An 18,613-nucleotide genomic window follows, 5' to 3' on the forward strand; every position below is an offset into this window, starting at 1 on the left:
GATCCTTCCTTATTTGTGGTTTAGAAATTGTAGCCGACCTTCAGCCGGACCTCACGCTTCTCATGCTCACCGAGGTGGAGCGTGTCCGAGCGCGCCAGATCGAGCGGTGCGCCGGAAAGCTGCGGCAAATAGGTCAACGTCGCCCACCATTTCTTGCCGCCATAATGGAGCGTCGGCCCCGCGAACCAGGCATGGTGCTCGCGCGTGAAGTCAGCAGGGAAATCGGGGTATTCGCTGTGGTATCGCCCCTCGACGCCCGCGAACCAGTTGGGGGCGAAGCGATAGCTGAGCCCGCTAGTGAACTCCCATTCAAGCTCGGAGCCCCAATCCTGAGGACCTTTCACCTTGCGGAACTCCTGCTCGAGCGTCCAGTTGAAGGCCCAGACCAGTCGGTCCTCGAGGAAATTTTTCTGAAGGATCAGCTTGGTCTCGAGTGCCAGTTCGGTCTGGCGTTCGCCGGTCACCTTGTGAATACGCGACCATACCGGCTCGACATAGACGGCAAGCCCAATCGGGTCCTTGAACGGGCTGAGGATATTCCATTTGAGCGACGCCTTCAGCCCATCAAAGCCGAAATTACGATCCACGTCAGGATATTCTGGGGCGCCATTCTCGACAGGTGCAGCACCGCGAATATTGTGACTGCGGAATGGCAGATAGATCGAGCCCTGCAGATGGTCCGTTAGTCCATGCTCGAATTCGATCTGGTAATCCTGGGCGTCATAATGCCCCTGCCCCTTATCCCGCCGGTCCGTGATCCAGAGATAGGCTTCCGATTCGCCCTTGGGCAGCGTTTCCGCGCCATAGGTATAACCGAACAGATTTTCATCCGCCGCAGCCGGAGCGGCATGAAGTGCGATCGTCGTCGCCAGCGCAATGATCATGCAGACCTTATTCATAGTTTCCCCTTTGCGAATGAGAACGATTCTCATTTGCAAGTCCATTAACTTGTTGTAGGGATCAGTCCACCTGAGATTGTGAACATTGGGAATTTGTATAGAGATGCCAACATCACTGTTATCTGCCACTCACACCCGAGCTTTGAATAAGGTCGCTCGCGGACAATGAAGGTCCTTTTTCTCGAGGATGACGGGGACACGCGCACTTATGTTGCGCGTGGCCTGGAAGAGCTTGGGCATCAGGTCCACGCATTTGCCGACGGACAGGCGGCGCTGAATGATATCACTCAGAGGGAGTTCGACATACTCGTTCTGGATCGCATGGTTCCTGGGCTCGAGGGCCTGTCGGTATTGCGCACGGCTCGCGCCATTGGCTGCAGGACCCCCGCACTGCTTCTTACCGCGATGTCAGCGATCGAGGATAGGGTCATCGGCCTTGAAAGCGGCGCTGACGATTATCTGATCAAGCCTTTCGCCTTTGTCGAACTGGCCGCGCGCGTGAACGCCCTTGGGCGCCGGTCATCGCCCAGTGAGGTCGCCACGACATTATGCGCAGGTGACATCGCAATGGATCTACTACGCCGGGAAGTGCGGCGGGGTGAAAGAATTATCAACCTGCAGCCGCGCGAGTTCAGTCTGCTGGAGCAGCTGCTACGCAACGCCGACCGCGTCGTCACACGCACGATGCTGCTTGATCGTGTTTGGAATTTTGGATTCGATCCTAAGACCAATATCGTCGAGACGCATATGAGCAGGCTCAGAACCAAGCTCAATGAAGGGTACGACGCTGATGTGATCCGCACCGTACGCGGCGCAGGCTATATGATCCGCCATGCCGACTAGCGTCATGCCACGGACAATTCGCGGACTTACGCTTGCGATGGCGGTTTCGTCAGGTGTTATTACGGGCCTTCTGGGGCTCGCCACCTATACTCTCGTACATGAAGAAATCGAACGCCAGATCAACCAGCGGATCAAGATCGAGGCGGACGCGTTGTTGGATCATCGCCGCGATCATGGCTTTGCAGCACTGGTAAAGCTTGTCAATACGCGCGATCGGCGTTCCGCACCGGATGACCTCAGCGATCAGGAAGGAACGGATGAAAGCGGCCGCGGAATGGGCTACATCGTGACCGATGCCTTGGGAACGCGGCGGGCCGGATCGCTCATTGCCGCCATGCCACCGCCCGGCTGGAGCGAGTTCGTTCATTTCCACAAACCTGACGGCAAGATTGGCATCGCTCAGGCTATAAACATGACGCTTCCCGATGGCGGTCAGTTGGTCGTCGCGGCAGATCGTTCGATTGTAGACGAGATGGACTTGTCATTGCTCGAGCTCTTCGTCGTGGGCTTTGGACTTATCCTTGCAGTCGGCACGACAGCGGTCATAGGACTTGGCCGTCTGGTTCGGCGCAGGCTATCGGCAATTGAAGTGTCGGCAACGGCGATCATGGCCGGTGATTTCACGCGTCGAATACCTGTTCATCCATCCGGTGACGAGTTCGACCGGCTGTCGTTGATCCTTAACCGGATGCTGGATCGTATACAGGCATTGCTTGACAATCTGAAACAGATATCGAGCGACATCGCGCATGATTTAAGAACGCCCCTTAGTCGCCTGCGTACGCGCCTGGAAGCGGTAGAGCAGATCTCAGCCGGCACGCCTCAGCAGCCACTTCTGGTTTCCGCAATTGATGAAACCGACGATCTGCTTGAGCTGTTCTCGGCAATTCTCGCGATCTCGGAGATTGAAGGCCAATCGGCCCGCAGCCGTTTTCTATCGGTCGATTTGAAGGAAGCGGTCGAAGAAATTGTGGAGGCATATCGTCCGGCGATCGAACAGGCAGGAATGACATTCAACCTGTCGATCGCAACCGCGACGGTTCTTGGGGACAGAAAATTGCTGCAGCGCTGCATCGACAATCTGTTAGACAATGTGCTTGTCCACACCAAAGCTGGGACGACGATCATGCTTTCGGTTGAAAAGCGTCAAAATATGGTTGCGCTCACCATTGCCGACAACGGGCCAGGGATTCCTTCCATCGATCAGGAGCGTGTCTTTCAGCGCCTGACACGACTGGATCGCAGCCGTTCAACGCCCGGTCACGGTCTCGGCCTCAACATGGTTTCTGTGATCGTCTCCGCACACGATGGACGGATACAAATCGTCCCGACGCCCGTCGGCCTCACTGTAGAAATTCTTCTGCCAGTCGCGGTTTGATTGCGGTCGTGGTGAAACTCCTCGGTATTGCGTGACCAATCGCGTATTCTCTCAGGGTCATGTCGTCGGCAGTATAGTGTAGCAGTCAAGCGGTAAACGATTGGTGTCAGCGGAGGATGCTTCGCCTACCTCAGCCCTATCGGCTTCGAACTGGAGAATATGGCAGCTGATATCGATGTCAAACAAACCTATAGAAGGCCAATATTCAGAATAACATATTGATTATTACTTTAAACAGTCATAGTATAGGATATAAATGGTGGAAGAAATACTCCAGATATGAAGGTATGTTTAAATATATATTTTACGTCAGTACTGCAAGAGGTCTCGCCGGGGCACACGCATTTATAACTATTGGGCAGAGACCTTAAAATAATCATATTACAATCATAACTTAGTCGACCCACTCTCCGACGCAGAAGTGCCGCTAGTCGTTGAGGACCACAGCAGTGGAAGCATCACATCAAAGGCAGCGCCTTGATTATAGGTTGTGTCGAGTTGGATGGTCCCACCCAACCGCTCTACAATCGCCTTGGTAATTGATAGACCTAGCCCGGTACCAGCAATACTCGACTGAATATTGGTTTCGTGGGACTGTGAAAATCTATTGAAAAGTCGGTGACGAAAATTATTAGGAATGCCTGGACCTTGATCTGCTACTCGCATACGAACATGGTCCCCCATCAAGTCTAGACATACAAATACAACTGATCCTTCAGGAGAGAACTTAGCTGCATTGGATATCAGATTATTTAGAACCTGTATAATTCTATTTTGGTCTGTCATCAATAAGATGGAGGCATCAGGTGGTGTATAATCCAAGGTTACGCCAGTTTGTCTTGCATAATCGCGGTTCTGCAATACTGCTTCCTGCACCACATAACATAGATCAACCATTTCGAGTTCAAAGTGCATATTTCCGGAATCTAGCGCTCCCATATCGAGAAGGTCGTTAACGAGCAATGTCAGGCGTTTTGCGCTGCGTAAGCTTATTCCAACTAGCGCCATAGCTTTGTCCGGCAGCTTTCCCGCGACTTCACTCTCCAACAATCTCAACGATCCGAAGATAGATGTTAGTGGCGTACGCAGTTCATGGCTGACTGTGCATATGAGCTCCTCCTTCAGTCGCACAATCTCGCGCAACTCATTCCGTGCCTGAATTGCATCCACCTCCCCCACGTTGCTCATACCGATGGCAATAGGGCCAACGAGCAACTGGGCAATGAACATATCCCTATCCCTGAAAGCTTTCGGTGTCGCAGAATGATATTTCAGCACGCCTACTGTTCGCCCTGCGTGGGGGATCGGGACCACAATCATGGATCGTAAGCCGAACTGTTGGCATGTGGCGCGATTGACGCGGGGATCGCTCTCTGAGTCCCGGCACAAAAGCAGTTCCCCGGATAGCACGGAACTCCCCGACAGGCTGTTTTGCAGATCGATGCGTAATCCGAGCATTGCAGCGGACGCTCCGCTTGCTGCCGCATAAAAAAGCTGATCGCCATCGAGCAGTTCAACTGCAATTCCATCGGCCTGAGGCATGACTGAATACTCAGAAACAATTATTTTAAATATATCTTGTACATCTCCCTTATTTGATAAAATTCTATTTTGTATTTCAAGAAGTCCGTCAAACCTATCCTGTTCTTTCTTTATCATAAACACCTCCGGTTTTTCAGATATATGTTTACATATATTATTATTTTTCTCAGCAAGAAAATTTGGTCCGGATTGCGAAATAGGTTAGGGAGGTAGCCTCGCCTCCAGATTAAGATTAGGCGGCGAGCTTGCCGGGTTGCAAGCGCCGAGGCACGACCATTCGCCTATTCTCTCATGCGCTGGTTACTGTCGGAGCACGCACCCTGCAGGTGACGATTTTCGCCCCCGCATCGAGAGGCGCAGCACCGCCAGCAAGCCGATCACCGCAAACATCATGACCGCGCCAAGCAGAGCAAACATCCTGTCGGCCAGAGCGATGCGGAAGCCCATCACCTCTGCCAGAGCATAACCCGCCATACCAAGGGACAAGGTGGCTATCAGCCAGCCAATGCCGCGGCGGTAGCGCTGAACAATTTCGGGCCTGTCCTGAGTGCCCAGCAATCTCGCGACGATCTGGCTGTCGATCGTATCCGTCAGAGCCATGCCCGCGGCGAATATCGTCGTGATGGCTAGCGCGCTGGCAATGCCACCACCCGATGCAGCGGCCGCCCCCCATGCGGCGGCCTGCGTTGCTGTATCGAATACAAGGCCGAAGACAAAGCCGATGCCAAGGATCGCCAAAGGATGACAGGTCGTGCGTAACGCCTGCGGCATCAGATGGTGACGCCAGCCAATAGGGCGATATTCCGATGGTTGGAACAAGGCATGAAGATTGGCGAGCCCCACGAATGTCAGTAGCCCGATCACCAGCCAGTCGATGACATCCGGCGCCCATGACGGCAGGGCAAAGATATCGGCGAGCAAGGCCATAATCACTGCGACAACGGTCACCGACAGGCTGTGGCCGATGGCGAACAGGGTGCCGCACCACGGCGCTAGCCGGGGGCGTTTATCCACCGCCAAAAAAGTCAGGTTATCGACGACGGCGACATGATCGGGGTCAATACCATGCCGAAGCCCCAGCACGAACAACAACCCCCATGCGGGATCAAGCGTGAAAACGTCCATCATCGCCCTCCTGCTGCGCGGCGCAACAGATAGATGTCCATGATCCAGCCATGGTCGTCGCGGGACTTGGCGCGCTCGGCGACAATCTGCGGGCCCAGTTCCGCCAGCGGCCCTTTACGCAAGATCTGTTCGGCCATGCCGACATAAGCGCCCCAGTAAATGGTGACGCCTTCGAAATCGAGATACTGGAATGAACATTCGCCATCCAGCATGACGACCAGTGTATCCACGCCTGAAGGCCAGCCATGATCCCGCAATTGACGACCCGTGGTGACGATAAAGGGTGCGCCGATGTCGTTGAGTGCGATCGCATGGGCCGCCGCCAACATATTCATCGACATGATGCCAGGGATGCTGCGGATGTTCGGGGCCGGGTCCAGCCGCGCGGCAATCCTTAGTGTGCTGTCATACAAGGCCGGATCACCCCAGACGAGCAATGCCACCTTGAGGCTTTTCGCGCGATCCTGCGGCCCGTCATCCGGCAGATGCGCGGCAATCGCGTCCTGCCAGGCTGCAACAATGGCATCGTGCCAGTCATTGACACCGACCAGATAATCCGGATTCTCGACATCGCGGCACGGCACATCGAACTCCGCGATGCGCGTGGCCTTGTTGGTCAGCACCTCTGCGCAGATAGTACGGCGCAGGTCGGCAAGATCGGCCTTGGCACTGCCTTTGCGCGGAATGAGAATCAGGTCGGCGGTATTGATCTCCCGGATCGCCTGCAATGTCAGATGTTCCGGGTTGCCGGTGCCGATCCCAATCAGGGCAAGGTCGATCACAATATTTGCCCCTTGCATAAAGGGGACAGGTGACAAGCGCAGGATCCAGCTATGTTGTCGATCATGTAAACAGTATGATAAATCACAAAAATCTCCATGCCGCCATCCCCGACAGCCTATAAATAATCGCCACACATCGCGGCGATCAGGGAACAACGCGTCAGCGCCGGGCAGCAGGTCTCCTGACTCACGGGTCTTTGCTTCCCCAAGCCTTCCCAGCCCTTCTGCAAGGACCAGTGGCATCATTTGGGGCGGCTCGCCGCTCACAGTTGCGGGGGCAGTTATGGATTAGGCGCCTGATGGCTACACCTCACCATATTCCCTTTTAATCCGTTGGCATCTCTAGCCTTCGGAACTACCGATCCGGTGGTTGCCAGCCTTGGCAAGGCAAGTCAAGCAGGCGGATCGGCCAACGCGCCATAGAGGATCAACGCCGGGGCATCGCCGATATTGTCCTCCAGCATCTTGGCCAGTGCTGCAATCGTCGCGCGGATGATTTTCTGTTCCGGACGGCTGACGGATTCGACCAGTAGGGCAGGCGTGGCGCCGGGCAGGCCGTGTTCATGCAACAGGCGGACAAGTTTCGGAAAAGTGCGCTTTGCCATGAACACCACGGTGGTGGCATCCGGATCGGCCAGCGCCGCCATGTTCATCCCTGTGGGCAGGTCGCCCGTCGCATCATGGCCGGTCACGAACTGCACCCGCCGTGCCGTGATGCGGCGGGTCAGCGGGATGCCCGCCGCCGCCGCCGCTGCGCAGGCGGAAGGCACGCCGGGGATAATTTCATAGCGGATGCCGGCGGCTTCCAGAGCGAGAACTTCTTCCTCCAGCCGTCCGAAAATCCCCGCATCACCGGATTTTAGCCGCACGACGCGCTTGCCGGTCAGCGCATAATCGACCAGCAAACGGCTGATATGTTCTTGACTTGGCGAAGGGCGGCCCGCCCGTTTGCCCACGCTGACCAGATCGGCATCAGCGCGAGCATGGGCAAGGATCGGCCCGGCGGACAAATCGTCGAACAGGATGGCGTCAGCCGCCAGCATGCGGTTCACTGCCTTCACCGTCAACAATTCCGGATCGCCGGGACCGGAGGAGACGAAGGAGACGAAACCGGTCATTATATGGGGGCCGGTCATGATGCAGGCACGATCAGGTGGAAAAACGTGCCTGTTGCAAGCCCCTGCCGCGACCCGGTTTCATCTACAGCCTGCCCATTGGCGTCCACCACATCGGCCAGCGGCGGATCCGGCTGATCGAGGATCGTCGCGTAATGAAATTCATGCCCGCGCAGCCGCGCCCCGGTTGCATGGCCCGGAATGGAGGATTTCAAACGGGCGAGGCGATAGCCAAGGTGCATCCGACGCTTGGCAAAGCTGGTTTCCAGACGCAGCAACCCCGCCATTGCATGTTGTACGCCCTGTGCATCGACCAGCCCTGCGCCCATCGCCATATAGCCCCCGCATTCGCCATGCACCGGTCTTGTTTCGGCAAAGCGGCGCAACCCTTTGCGAAACCGCCCGGCGGTAGCCAAGGTGCCGGCATGGAGCTCGGGATAACCACCGGGCAGCCAGCAGACATCGGCGCTGTCATCCGGCACTTCATCGGCCAACGGCGAAAAAGGCAGTATTTCTGCCCCCGCCATACGCCAGCCAGTGATCAAATGCGGATATATGAAGGAAAAAGCAGCATCGCGGGCCAACGCCACCCGATTGCCCGGCGGCGTCACCGGCAGGGCGGGCTGGTCCGTGGCGATGCGACTACCCGCCAAGGCGCGCAAACAATCCAGATCGACATGCGCCGCAATGAACGCGCCCACATCGTCCAGAATCTGTTGCAATCTCGGCTGTTCTTCTGCCTGCACCAGCCCCAGATGCCGTTCCGGCAAAGCAATCGCATCGCGACGCGGTAATGCGCCCAACACGCGGATGCCCACCCTATCCATTCCCGCGCGCGCCAATGCCTCATGCCGCGGGCTAGCGACTTTGTTCAGAATTACCCCGGCCAAACGCACATCCGGTGACATAGTGGCAAAGCCAAGGGCAACCGCCGCTGCCGACTGGGCCTGACCGGAAATATCCAGCACGAGCACCACCGGCCAGCCCGTCAATGCGGACAATTCGGCGCTTGCGCCATTGCCCGCCTCGCCCGTATTTGCCACCCCGTCGAACAGGCCCATCGACCCTTCAGCCACGATCAGATCGGCGTCATGGGCCGCACCAGACAGGCCTTCAATCCTGTCCGCGCTCATCGCCCAAGTGTCGAGATTGACCGATTTCCGCCCGGATGCCGCGGTGTGAAAGGCCGGGTCGATATAGTCCGGGCCGTTCTTGAACGGCTGCACCACAAGGCCCTGCGCGCGAAAGGCCGACAACAGGCCCAACGTCACCATCGTCTTGCCCGTGCCCGATGCAGGCGCCGAAATAATCAGGCCAGGACAGGTCATGCCGCGTCCGGGAAACGAGGTTCCGTCCCCACCGGGCGGAATCGACGATCATAATCGCCGGCATAAAGGCGACTTTCGTCAAAATGCGTCGCCCCGATTGCTCGCCCTACCAGGATCAGCGCCGTACGCTCCATTTCCGCGCCCACCGCCGTTTCCAGCGTATCCAGTGTCGCGCGCACGATCCGTTCATCTGGCCAACTCGCCCGCCACACGATCGCGACCGGGCAATCCCCACCATAATAAGGCGTCAGTTCAGCTACCACGCGATGCAGCACATGCACTGACAGATGCACCGCCAACGTCGCCCCCGTGGCAGCAAAAGCAGCCAGCGCCTCCCCCTGCGGCATAGCGGTGGCGCGGCCGGAGGTGCGCGTCAGGATGACGGACTGGGCCACCCCCGGCAAGGTCAGCTCGGCCCCCAGCGCCGCTGCTGCTGCTGCGAAGGAAGGCACGCCGGGCGTCACATCATAAGGAATCCCCAGTTCGCGCAAGCGGCGCAATTGTTCCCCCATGGCCGACCAGACCGACAGGTCGCCGGAATGAAGCCGCGCGACATCATGACCTGCGCGATGGGCAGCCTCGAACTCGGCGGTGATTTCATCGAGAGACAAGGACGCGGTGTTCACGATACGCGCGCCGGGCGGGCAATAATCCAGCAATGCCAGAGGCACCAGCGAACCGGCATAAAGACAGACCGTGCTGGTCGCGATCAGATCACGCCCGCGCAGCGTGATGAGATCCGGCGCCCCCGGACCTGCACCGATGAAATGTATCGTCATGCCTCATTCCTTTCTGCAATCTCAGCAATTGCGGCCATCGCCATGCCGTCGCGCGATACCGCCCGTGGCGACAACAGCCGCGCACCTTTGCCCGCCGCCGACAGCGCCGCCGCCTCTGCGACACTGCCTGTTTTGAACCGCGCCGCGACATGAGGGGAATGGGTCGGCGTGGCGATATCGGCCAGCACATCACCGGCCACTCCCTGTATGGGGATGCGGAGCATATCGGCAAGCGCCAGCAATACAGGCGCATCCGCCTTTTCCATAACGGTGGCAATCAACCTCACCCCATCCGGCCCGCCCGCCGCCATCAACGCCTCATGCAGCGACGCCAGACTTGCGGTACTGCGGAAACCGACGCCTGCAACCCTCATCGCACGGCGCTCAATTGCACGACCGGCCGAGCAGGCGACCAGCCCCGCATGCCGCCCAGCGGGGCGGCAGTCGCCAATTCGATCCGCAGCAATTCGCCGCCATGAAGGGCGTGCCATTGGGCCAGCAGCATTTCGGTTTCCAGCGTCACCCCATTGACGACCAGTCGCGTGCCAGCAGGCAACAATGCCCATAATTTTTCCAGCAACGCCTGATTGCCGCCGCCGCCAATAAAGACGGCATCCGGCAATGACAGGCCGGACAGGGCATCGGGTGCCTTACCCTCCACCACCTGCAGGACATGGTCGAGGCCGAATTTCCGTACATTGGCGCGGATGTTCACAGCACGATCGGCGCGGGCCTCAATTGCCATGGCCCGCCCGCCTGCCAGACACCATTCGACCGAAACCGAGCCGGAACCTGCGCCAATATCCCACAGCAATTCGCCCGCACGCGGCGCAAGGGCGGAAAGGGTCAGCGCGCGCACCGGGCGTTTCGTGATTTGTCCATCATGCGCAAAATGCGAATCCGCTAGGCCGGAAGCCCGCGACAGGCCGGATGGCCCCGCCATGACCGCCGCCACCGCCACCGGGGCCGCGACATCGCCTAGATCAAATCCCGCCGCCGTCACGGTGCGAACCCGTTCATTTGGCCCGCCCAGCGCCTCCATGACCTGCAATACGGACGCGCCATAGCCCTGTGTCGTCAGCCATGCGGCCAATGCGCCCGCAGCCGCGCCATCGCGCAACAGGCAGATTGCCCGTCGTCCTGCGCCCAACACTGGCACCAGCCGTTCAAACGGCGCGGCATGCAACCCGAGACACACCACCTCTTCCAGCCGCCATCCCAATTGCGCCGCCGCCAGCGAAAAGGTCGACGGCGACGGATAGGCGACCCATTCCCCCGGTTCCAGATGGAGGGCAAGACTCGCGCCCGCGCCGAACCAGAAAGGGTCGCCCGATGCCAGCACCGCCACCCGTCGTCCGCGTTCGGCCAATACCGGCTCAACTGAAAACGGCACCGGCCACGCCCGCCCGCGTTTGCCCGCATCGGCCAGCGTTAGATGGCGCGGCCCGCCAAAGACGATTTCCGCGCGGTCCAGCGCGGCGCGGCTTGCATCTGACAGGCCCGCCATGCCATCTTCGCCAATCCCGATCACTGTCAACCAGGGTTCAGCCATGATCCGCGTCCTTTTGCTGGGCGGCACGACCGAAGCCAGCCAAATGGCCCGCGCCCTTGCCGAAGCGGGCATTGATGCTGTGTTTTCCTATGCCGGCCGCACCGCCACGCCCATTACCCAGCCCCTGCAATTGCGGGTGGGCGGCTTTGGCGGCGTTGCGGGCCTGACCGATTATCTGGTCAGAGAAAAGATCAGCCATGTGATCGATGCCACCCATCCCTTTGCCGCGCAGATGAGCCGCAATGCGGTTGATGCCTGCGCCCTTGCCCATGTCCCGCTCATCGCCTTGGAACGCGCGCCATGGCGGGCCGAACCCGGTGATAACTGGCAATCGGTTGCGGATGTGGCGTCCGCCGCCGCCGCCCTGCCAGATGCGCCCGCCCGCGTGTTTCTGGCGATCGGCAAGCAATTGCTGCCCGCCTTTGCCGAACGGCCACAGCATCATTATCTGTTGCGCCTGATTGATCCGCCGACGCACGGCCTGCCAATGCCCGATGCCGTAGCGGTCATCGCGCGCGGACCGTTTACCTTTGAGGATGATCTCGCCCTGATTAAGGCCCATCGCATCACGCATATCGTGGCGAAAAATGCAGGCGGCATGGGCGCGCGGGCCAAGCTGGATGCGGCGAGGGCGCTTAATCTGCCGGTCATACTGATCGACCGCCCCGCCCTGCCGGAACGACACATTGCCCGTACAGTGGCAGATGCGATGAAGTGGCTCGATCATTTGGCGCTGCGCGGCGTATAGATATAACGCCCGACCCGGCGCGTGGCGGCATTGCCAACCAGCACCACGGTCCGCATATCGGCCATATCGGGTGTAGCCTCGCCCAAGGTCGTGCTGTTGATCTCTTCTTGCGGCGTCGAAATAGCGCGGGCGAACAGGATCAACCGATCCGGCCCGCATTCCTCGCGTAATATCTCCAGCACGCGGGCGAACTGGTGCGGGCGGCTGCTGGAACGCGGATTGTAAAAGGCCATGGCGAAATCAGCCTGTGCAGCAAGGCGCAATCGGCGTTCCACCAGATCCCAAGGCTTCAGATTATCCGATAGGTTGATGGCGCAAAAATCATGCCCCAAAGGCGCGCCCGCGCGGGCGGCGGCGGCGAGCATCGCGGTAATTCCGGGCAGAATGCGGATATCAAGCTGCTGGAATTGCGGGGTCTGTTCCAACGCCTCGAAAATCGCGGCGGCCATCGCGAATACGCCGGGATCGCCAGATGATACCACCACCACATGCTTGCCCGCCGCCGCCATTTCCAGCGCATGGCGCGCGCGATCCAGTTCAACCCGATTGTCGGAGGGGTGGAGCGTCAATCCCTCGCGCGGGGCGATGCGGGCGACATAAGGGATATAGCCGACCACATCGGTCGCCGCCGCCAGCGCCGACGACACTGCGGGTGTCACCAGCGCCGCATCGCCAGGGCCAAGCCCCGCGACCGCCAGCCAGCCGCCATTCACACCGCCACTCATGTCCCCACCATATTGATTGCCGCGCGTCTTTCCGCCTGAATCTCTGGCCGCCGCCCTTGCCCATGGACCAACACGATCGCGAAATAGGGGCAGTCTTCGTCCCCCGTATCCTCGAGCCGCATCACCCGCTGCCCCGGCATGGTGCCGCGTTCAACCAGCCACGCATCCGCAAGTCGGTTGACGGCGGCAAGGGCGCGGCGGACCTTTGGCAAGTTGCGCCCGGTCTTCATCACCACCAGCGCATCCGCCGACTGCATGTGCCGGACAAGATCCGCCTCGGGCAAGGTGCCCATCAGCACGGACAACACATCATCGCCCCAGGTGATGGGTATGTCGGTCGCGTTCCAACAGCCGGTCATGCCGGTGATGCCGGGGATCACCTCCACCTCGGCGCGGCCCTGCAAACGGCTGTGCAGATGCATGAAGGAGCCATAGAAAAAGGGGTCGCCCTCGCACAATACGACGATATCGACATCGCGGGCCAACAGGGCAAGGCGATCGGCCCAGTCATCATAGAAATGCGCCAGCGCATCGCGATAGGCGGGACTATCGAACGGCAATTCGGTCGTGACCGGATATTCCATCGCATATTCGGTCGCATCCGGTGCAATCATGTCCGCGACGATGCGTCGCGCCTGTCCCGCCCGCCCGGCCTTGCGGAAATAGGCGATATGCGCCGCATTGCGGATCAGCCTGTCGGCGCGCACGCTCATCAGGTCGGGATCGCCGGGGCCAAGGCCGGTGCAAATGATCTTGCCCACAATCTATTCCTTCCTGCTGGCAAGGGCATTGACGGCCGCAACCGTGATCGCCGACCCGCCCAACCGCCCGCTGACGACCATCGCAGGCACGGGCGCCGCTGCCATCAATGCCGCTTTCGATTCCATTGCCCCGACAAAGCCGACCGGGCAGCCGATGATCGCGGCCGGGCGCGGACAGGCCGGGTCTTCCAGCATATTCAGCAGATGGAACAGGGCCGTCGGCGCATTGCCGATGGCGACCACCGCCCCGGCCAGATGGGGCCGCCAATATTCAAGCGACGCCGCAGATCGCGTATTGCCCATCTGGCGCGCCAGATCCGGCACGCCCGGTTCGTTCAATGTGCAAATGATATCATTGCCCGCAGGCAGGCGCGCGCGCGTGATGCCCTCGCTCACCATGCGGACATCGCACAGGATCGGCGCACCCGCCTCCAGCGCAGCACGGGCCGCAATCGCCATGCTGGGGGTGAAGGCGACATGATCCTCCAGCCCGACCATCCCCGCCGCATGGATCATCCGCACAACGACGATTTCCTCTTCCGGGGTGAAGCGGCCAAGATCTGCCTCGGCCCGGATCGTCGCAAAGGACTGGCGGTAAATAGCCGCACCGTCGGTTTCGTAAATATGAGGCATCAACAATATTCCGTCAGCAGGTCTGGGTGGGACCGTAATTGATCATAGGTCAAGTGACAAAGGGCCGGACCGCCATCGGCAGGGCCAGCGCGAATCAGGTCGAACCCGTCCGCCCCGGCGACCAGCGTCAAAGGTGCAGCCTGTGGATGGGCGCAGCCCTTGGCACAGCCGGAGACATGCAACAAGGCATCAGCGGGCAGATACGGGGCCAGTGCCGTGGCGATGGGGCGCGTCGGTTGCAAGGCTTGCAAACAGGCGGGCGCGCCGGGGCAGGCAATGACGCGCAGCAAGGGATCATCCGCTTCAACGATTAGGCCGGGAAGATCGGGAGCATGCTCTACCCCTTCCAACAGGACCATCCGCCATGGCGTGATGCGCAGCGTGGCCAGATCGGCCAGCGCCGCCATTGTCGGGGCCTCCATCTGGCCAAAGGCAAGGCCGACCATGAAGCCGCCAGCCACCCTGCCGGGGCGCGGGATCGGCGCGGATGGGAGTATCTGCGCCGGATATGCGGCAAATATGGCGGGCAATTGCGCCCCAGCGGCAAGATGCGCCGCCATGCGACCGCGCCCATTCTTCACCCCGCCGCTGTCAAGGAACCAGCGGGTCAGCGCGAGGGCGGTCGATGCGACATCCTCCGGCGCGATCAACGCGCCATGCGTCGCGCCATCGGCGCGGCAAAGCAGGCGCCCCGCGCCATCGCGCTCGCATCTGATGTCCGCCGAAATGTTGCGAAGCACCGGGTGCAGTCCAGTATCAATGGCGAAACCGAATTTGCCCGGTAAGGCAAGGTCATCATCTTCCCGCAGGGCTTCGATCAATTGGGCCGTCACCGCTGCGGTGCCGTCGTCATGCTGCCAATAGGGCGTGACGATGACATTGCGCCGCGTTTCGGCTTCGAGCGAGGGGTCGATCAGGCCCAGATCGGCCAAGCCCGCAATCAACGGTGCGTGGGTGTCGGCCCGCACCCCGCGTAACTGGACATTGGCGCGTGCGGACAGGTCGATCAGGCCATTGCCATATTGCGCCGCCAGCGTGGCGATCCCCGCCGCCTGTGCCTGTGTCAACCGTCCGCCATGCGGGCGCACGCGCACCACCAGACCATCGCCGGACTGCATCGGGCGCAATGCGCCGGGGCACCAGCCCTGAATGATGGGCGCGGCTATGGCGCTTCTCCCAACAGGGCGGCGATGGAATTGCGGAGCGTGGCCCATAGGCCCGCATCACGCAAGGCTCGGAACCGATCGCGCAGCGCCGCCAGCGCCGCCGGATTTTCCCGTTCCATAAATTCGACAAGGTCCGCCCGACCCAGCGTCGCATCGAAATACAGATCGAACAGATGCGCGGGCACATCGCGGCCAAGATGGGCAAAAGCCGCCAGATTATCCAAAGTGGCCGCAATTTCCGCTCCGCCGCGAAAACCGTGCCGCATCATGCCGCTGGCCCAATCCGGATTGGCTGCGCGCGCGCGCACGACCCGCGCCAGTTCTTCACGCAAGGAACGCGCCTGTGGTGCATCCGCACGCGTCGCGTCGATATGGTAAAGCGCGGGGGCATCCACGCCAAGCCGGGCCAGCGCGGCGACAATGCCTGCTTCATGCGCGGCATAATCGGGCGCAAGCAGTACATCGGTTTCCGCAAGGTCCTGCACATGGGCAAAGCAGTCGATCTGCCGCAGCCGGTCTTCCAACGCCGCGCGATCCTGTTTGATTTCGGCATTCGCGCCAATGGCCCATGCTGAATTGTTCAGCCACGCCTCGCCCGCAGTTTCGCGGCCCGCATCGCTGTAATCCTCCAGCGCCTGCCCCATGGCAAGGCCATATAATCCCGGCTTTGGCCCGAAAACGCGTGGGGTGCGGGCGACATAGGGGTTTTCTTCTGCCGGTTCGTCGCGCAAGGCCAAGGCTTCCGCCGCCGCCTCGAACAATTGGGCAAGGCCGGGAAAGACATCGCGAAACAGGCCGGACACCCGCAATGTCACATCGATGCGCGGCCGCCCCAACAGGGCGGGCGTGATAATCTCGAACCCGGATACGCGTTCCGACCCGACATCCCATTTTGGCGCGACGCCCGCCAGATGCAGGGCCATGGCGAATTCCTCGCCCGCCGTGCGCATCGTCGCCGATCCCCATAAATCGATGACAAGGCCGCGCGGCCAATCGCCATGATCCTGCAAATGACGGCGCAGCAATTCCTCCGCCAGCCGCACCCCCTGCCCATGGGCCACCCGGCTCGGCACAATGCGCGGATCGACGGCATAAAGATTGCGCCCCGTCGGCAATACATCCGTGCGCCCGCGATAGGGGGAACCGGACGGCCCCGCATCCACCCGGTGTCCGGCCAGTGCGGTCAACAACCCGTCAAATTCGCCCTCGCCCTCGCCATAGACATGCAGCCCATCGCCGAACTGACTTTCCTTGATGTCGCAAACGAAGCGGTCGATCCGCACGATGGCCTCGGCAATACTGGCGTTTGGCTTTATGCCCAGATCCTCCTCGACCCCGGCGGCTTGCGCCTCGGCGCGAATGGCGTCGATCAGCCGATCGCGCCGCGCCGGATCGATCCCTTCCGCGGTGGAATATTCGTCCAACAGCCGTTCAAGCCGGTGCAAGCGGTCCGGCACTTGGGCGGCCAGTTGCGGCGGCGGCAAATGACCCAAGGTCACCGCGCCAATCCGGCGCTTGGCCTGCGCCGCTTCGCCGGGATCGTTGACGATAAAGGGGTAGATGACCGGCAGGCCCTGCAACAGCGCCTCAGGCCAGCATTGGCCCGACAATGCGACCGCCTTGCCCGGCAACCATTCGAGCGTGCCATGCGCGCCGATATGCACCAGCGCATGCAAGCCCTGCGCCTTCAGCCAGAGATAAAAGGCGACATAAGCATGGCGCGGCGTGCGGGAAAGGTCGTGATAATCGGCCTCGCGCCCGGTCATGTCGCCGCGTTCAGGCTGCAATGCGACCAGCATCTCACCCCGGCGTACGGCGGGGAAATAGAACGCGCCGTCCCGCACCTGCGGGTCCGATTCCGGTGGCCCCCATGCCGTGGTCAATGCGGATTGTAATGCGATCGGCAGGCGGGCAAGGGCGGCGCGATATTGATCGAGCGGCCAATTCAACCGATCCGCCAGCAATGCATCGGCCAAGGGTCGATCACTCGCTGCCGCACTGTAGCCAACCGCCGCCAAACGCGCGATGATCGCCTCTGCCGACGCCAAGGCATCCAGCCCGACGGCATGGGCCATCTGGTCTGCGCGCCCCGGATAGGTGGACAGGATTAGCGCCAGTCGCCGCTGACGCGGGCGCGTCACCCCCAACCGGTGCCATGCCGCCACCCGATCGGCCACCGCCGCAATGCGTTCAACATCAGCCTGATGCATAAAGCGAGAGAATTGCAGGTCCGGATCGCGCTCTCCCGCCGATTTGAAGCTGACGACCCCGGCAAACAACCGCCCGTCCATTTCGGGCAGGACGACATGCATGGCAAGGTCGGCCGGCGACAGGCCGCGCTCTGACGTCGCCCAGTCGGTTTGCTGCGCCGTCGACAGCGCGACCTGAAACACCGGGCATCCGGTTGCATCCAAAGGCGACACGCCATCATCGCCGCGCGCGGAAAATGCGGTGACATTGACCACGGCACAGGGGGTGTGCGCGGCCATCACCGCCCGCACCCATGCGGCAGCGGAGGGCGCTTTCAACGATGGGACGAACAGGCCGATGGCGCGAAAGCCCCGCTCTTCCAAGGCATGGATCAACCCATCGACCGGCCCGGTATCCGCCGCCGTCAGATAGGCTCGGTAAAAGGTCACGATCACCATGGGCGCATCGCCCAAAGGCGGGGTGACGACAACGCCTGCGCCGGGAGTGTACCAGCCGCATTCGGCGATGGTTTTCAGACCCGCGATCGGGGCTGCAGGAAGGCCCGCCGCAATCGCCAATTGCGCCAACGCCGCCTGCGCCGCCACCGCGCCGCCCGTGTCGCACAAGGTCGCCAATCGCCGCAGCGTCGAGATCGGCACCGTAGACAACTCGTCCAGCCGGGGGTCTTCTCGGCCATCGGCAGGCAGTATAGCGAGTGCGATTCCCCGTTCGCGGGCCATCATTTGCACCTGCATCAGCCCATATTGCCAATAGCTGACGCCGCCGATCAGCCGTATCAATATGCCCTTGGCATGGCACAGGGTCGCATCAATATAGGTGTCGACCGACAAGGGGTGGCGCAGCGCCGCCAGATTGGCGAGCCGCAAGCTCGGCAGGCCCTCTTTCTTCACATGCCAAGCGGCCGCGAATGCGCCAAGGTCGCTGTCGGAAAAGGACAGCGCCACCAATTCAGCCGGGCTTTGGCCGAGATCGGTAGGGGTCTCCGTCTCTTCCAGACCGTGGCTTTCGCGGAAGACCACATGCATG

At 60.7% G+C, this 18,613-nt stretch carries 17 protein-coding genes and 1 riboswitch; of the genes, 3 read left to right on the forward strand and 14 right to left on the reverse strand.

Features of this window, described 5'->3' with window-relative positions; all coding sequences use genetic code 11:
- Positions 1-20: 20 nt before the first annotated feature.
- Entirely contained in the window at positions 21-884 is an 864-nt protein-coding gene (locus K6117_RS08600; protein WP_221793990.1) for a DUF6662 family protein, read from the reverse strand.
- Positions 885-1,064: 180 nt separating this feature from the next.
- Between K6117_RS08600 and K6117_RS08605 the strand changes: the two genes are divergently transcribed.
- The gene (locus K6117_RS08605; RefSeq protein WP_221793993.1) at positions 1,065-1,742 is read left to right on the forward strand and encodes a response regulator transcription factor; all 678 of its coding nucleotides are present in this window, start codon (positions 1,065-1,067) and stop codon (positions 1,740-1,742) included.
- A gap of 37 nt (positions 1,743-1,779) precedes the next feature.
- Positions 1,780-3,120, forward strand: coding sequence for a HAMP domain-containing sensor histidine kinase (locus K6117_RS08610; protein ID WP_246604969.1), 1,341 nt, complete (start codon positions 1,780-1,782; stop codon positions 3,118-3,120).
- 387 nt (positions 3,121-3,507) lie between these two features.
- On the opposite strand, the gene K6117_RS08615 is transcribed toward K6117_RS08610, so the two are convergent.
- From K6117_RS08615 to cbiE, 8 genes are all read right to left on the reverse strand, one after another.
- Positions 3,508-4,779 carry a sensor histidine kinase gene (locus K6117_RS08615; protein ID WP_221793994.1) on the reverse strand — a complete coding sequence of 424 codons (1,272 nt, stop codon included), beginning with the start codon at positions 4,777-4,779 and terminating at the stop codon, positions 3,508-3,510.
- A 183-nt stretch (positions 4,780-4,962) separates the two neighbouring features.
- Positions 4,963-5,745 (reverse strand): HoxN/HupN/NixA family nickel/cobalt transporter, encoded by a 783-nt coding sequence (locus tag K6117_RS08620; RefSeq protein WP_343211765.1) that lies wholly within the window; start codon positions 5,743-5,745, stop codon positions 4,963-4,965.
- Positions 5,746-5,786: 41 nt separating this feature from the next.
- Positions 5,787-6,569, reverse strand: a complete 783-nt coding sequence (gene cobF, locus K6117_RS08625) for a precorrin-6A synthase (deacetylating) (RefSeq protein WP_221794278.1) — start codon at positions 6,567-6,569, stop codon at positions 5,787-5,789.
- Positions 6,570-6,724: 155 nt separating this feature from the next.
- Positions 6,725-6,944, reverse strand: a riboswitch (cobalamin riboswitch).
- 17 nt (positions 6,945-6,961) lie between these two features.
- On the reverse strand, positions 6,962-7,687 hold the full coding sequence (gene cobA, locus K6117_RS08630; RefSeq protein ID WP_221793996.1) for a uroporphyrinogen-III C-methyltransferase: 726 nt from the start codon (positions 7,685-7,687) through the stop codon (positions 6,962-6,964).
- 14 nt (positions 7,688-7,701) lie between these two features.
- Positions 7,702-9,012 carry a cobyrinic acid a,c-diamide synthase CobB gene (locus K6117_RS08635; RefSeq protein ID WP_221793998.1) on the reverse strand — a complete coding sequence of 437 codons (1,311 nt, stop codon included), beginning with the start codon at positions 9,010-9,012 and terminating at the stop codon, positions 7,702-7,704.
- A complete protein-coding gene (gene cobM, locus K6117_RS08640; RefSeq protein ID WP_221794001.1) occupies positions 9,009-9,791 on the reverse strand; it encodes a precorrin-4 C(11)-methyltransferase in 783 nt (260 codons plus the stop codon). Before cobM ends, K6117_RS08635 begins: the two co-directional genes overlap by 4 nt.
- Complete coding sequence (locus K6117_RS08645; protein WP_221794003.1) at positions 9,788-10,165, reverse strand: cobalamin biosynthesis protein; 378 nt, start codon at positions 10,163-10,165, stop codon at positions 9,788-9,790. Before K6117_RS08645 ends, cobM begins: the two co-directional genes overlap by 4 nt.
- Positions 10,162-11,343 carry a precorrin-6y C5,15-methyltransferase (decarboxylating) subunit CbiE gene (gene cbiE / locus K6117_RS08650; RefSeq protein ID WP_221794005.1) on the reverse strand — a complete coding sequence of 394 codons (1,182 nt, stop codon included), beginning with the start codon at positions 11,341-11,343 and terminating at the stop codon, positions 10,162-10,164. The genes K6117_RS08645 and cbiE overlap by 4 nt, the downstream gene beginning before the upstream one ends.
- Between cbiE and K6117_RS08655 the strand changes: the two genes are divergently transcribed.
- The gene (locus tag K6117_RS08655) at positions 11,342-12,091 is read left to right on the forward strand and encodes a cobalt-precorrin-6A reductase (protein WP_221794007.1); all 750 of its coding nucleotides are present in this window, start codon (positions 11,342-11,344) and stop codon (positions 12,089-12,091) included. The genes cbiE and K6117_RS08655 overlap by 2 nt on opposite strands.
- Here K6117_RS08655 and cobJ read toward each other — a convergent pair.
- Genes cobJ through cobN form a run of 5 tightly spaced genes read right to left on the reverse strand, consistent with a single transcriptional unit; the run spans position 12,067 to position 18,612 of the window.
- Positions 12,067-12,816: a precorrin-3B C(17)-methyltransferase gene (gene cobJ, locus K6117_RS08660; protein WP_221794009.1), complete on the reverse strand. Its 750-nt coding sequence runs from the start codon at positions 12,814-12,816 to the stop codon at positions 12,067-12,069. The two genes, K6117_RS08655 and cobJ, sit on opposite strands and share 25 nt — an antisense overlap.
- The gene (locus K6117_RS08665; RefSeq protein WP_221794280.1) at positions 12,813-13,580 is read right to left on the reverse strand and encodes a precorrin-2 C(20)-methyltransferase; all 768 of its coding nucleotides are present in this window, start codon (positions 13,578-13,580) and stop codon (positions 12,813-12,815) included. Before K6117_RS08665 ends, cobJ begins: the two co-directional genes overlap by 4 nt.
- Positions 13,581-14,210, reverse strand: coding sequence for a precorrin-8X methylmutase (locus K6117_RS08670; RefSeq protein WP_221794011.1), 630 nt, complete (start codon positions 14,208-14,210; stop codon positions 13,581-13,583). It abuts the gene before it with no gap.
- Positions 14,210-15,424, reverse strand: a complete 1,215-nt coding sequence (gene cobG, locus K6117_RS08675; protein WP_281422125.1) for a precorrin-3B synthase — start codon at positions 15,422-15,424, stop codon at positions 14,210-14,212. The genes K6117_RS08670 and cobG overlap by 1 nt, the downstream gene beginning before the upstream one ends.
- The gene (cobN, locus tag K6117_RS08680) at positions 15,373-18,612 is read right to left on the reverse strand and encodes a cobaltochelatase subunit CobN (protein ID WP_221794015.1); all 3,240 of its coding nucleotides are present in this window, start codon (positions 18,610-18,612) and stop codon (positions 15,373-15,375) included. Before cobN ends, cobG begins: the two co-directional genes overlap by 52 nt.
- Position 18,613 lies beyond the last annotated feature (1 nt).

It is taken from the genome of Alteraquisediminimonas sediminicola (genome assembly GCF_019740335.1).
Taxonomy (GTDB): Bacteria; Pseudomonadota; Alphaproteobacteria; order Sphingomonadales; family Sphingomonadaceae; genus Alteraquisediminimonas; species Alteraquisediminimonas sediminicola.

Coding starts and splice junctions, on each gene's coding strand:
- cobG (WP_281422125.1), bottom strand. CDS start 15,424: ATGGGCCACGCTCCGCAATTCCATCGCCGCCCTGTTGGGAGAAGCGCC.
- cbiE (WP_221794005.1), bottom strand. CDS start 11,343: ATGGCTGAACCCTGGTTGACAGTGATCGGGATTGGCGAAGATGGCATG.
- cobA (WP_221793996.1), bottom strand. CDS start 7,687: ATGACCGGTTTCGTCTCCTTCGTCTCCTCCGGTCCCGGCGATCCGGAA.
- cobJ (WP_221794009.1), bottom strand. CDS start 12,816: ATGAGTGGCGGTGTGAATGGCGGCTGGCTGGCGGTCGCGGGGCTTGGC.
- cobM (WP_221794001.1), bottom strand. CDS start 9,791: ATGACGATACATTTCATCGGTGCAGGTCCGGGGGCGCCGGATCTCATC.
- K6117_RS08610 (WP_246604969.1), top strand. CDS start 1,780: ATGGCGGTTTCGTCAGGTGTTATTACGGGCCTTCTGGGGCTCGCCACC.
- K6117_RS08605 (WP_221793993.1), top strand. CDS start 1,065: ATGAAGGTCCTTTTTCTCGAGGATGACGGGGACACGCGCACTTATGTT.
- K6117_RS08600 (WP_221793990.1), bottom strand. CDS start 884: ATGATCATTGCGCTGGCGACGACGATCGCACTTCATGCCGCTCCGGCT.
- K6117_RS08655 (WP_221794007.1), top strand. CDS start 11,342: ATGATCCGCGTCCTTTTGCTGGGCGGCACGACCGAAGCCAGCCAAATG.
- K6117_RS08645 (WP_221794003.1), bottom strand. CDS start 10,165: ATGAGGGTTGCAGGCGTCGGTTTCCGCAGTACCGCAAGTCTGGCGTCG.
- K6117_RS08635 (WP_221793998.1), bottom strand. CDS start 9,012: ATGACCTGTCCTGGCCTGATTATTTCGGCGCCTGCATCGGGCACGGGC.
- K6117_RS08615 (WP_221793994.1), bottom strand. CDS start 4,779: ATGATAAAGAAAGAACAGGATAGGTTTGACGGACTTCTTGAAATACAA.
- cobN (WP_221794015.1), bottom strand. CDS start 18,612: ATGCATGTGGTCTTCCGCGAAAGCCACGGTCTGGAAGAGACGGAGACC.
- K6117_RS08670 (WP_221794011.1), bottom strand. CDS start 14,210: ATGCCTCATATTTACGAAACCGACGGTGCGGCTATTTACCGCCAGTCC.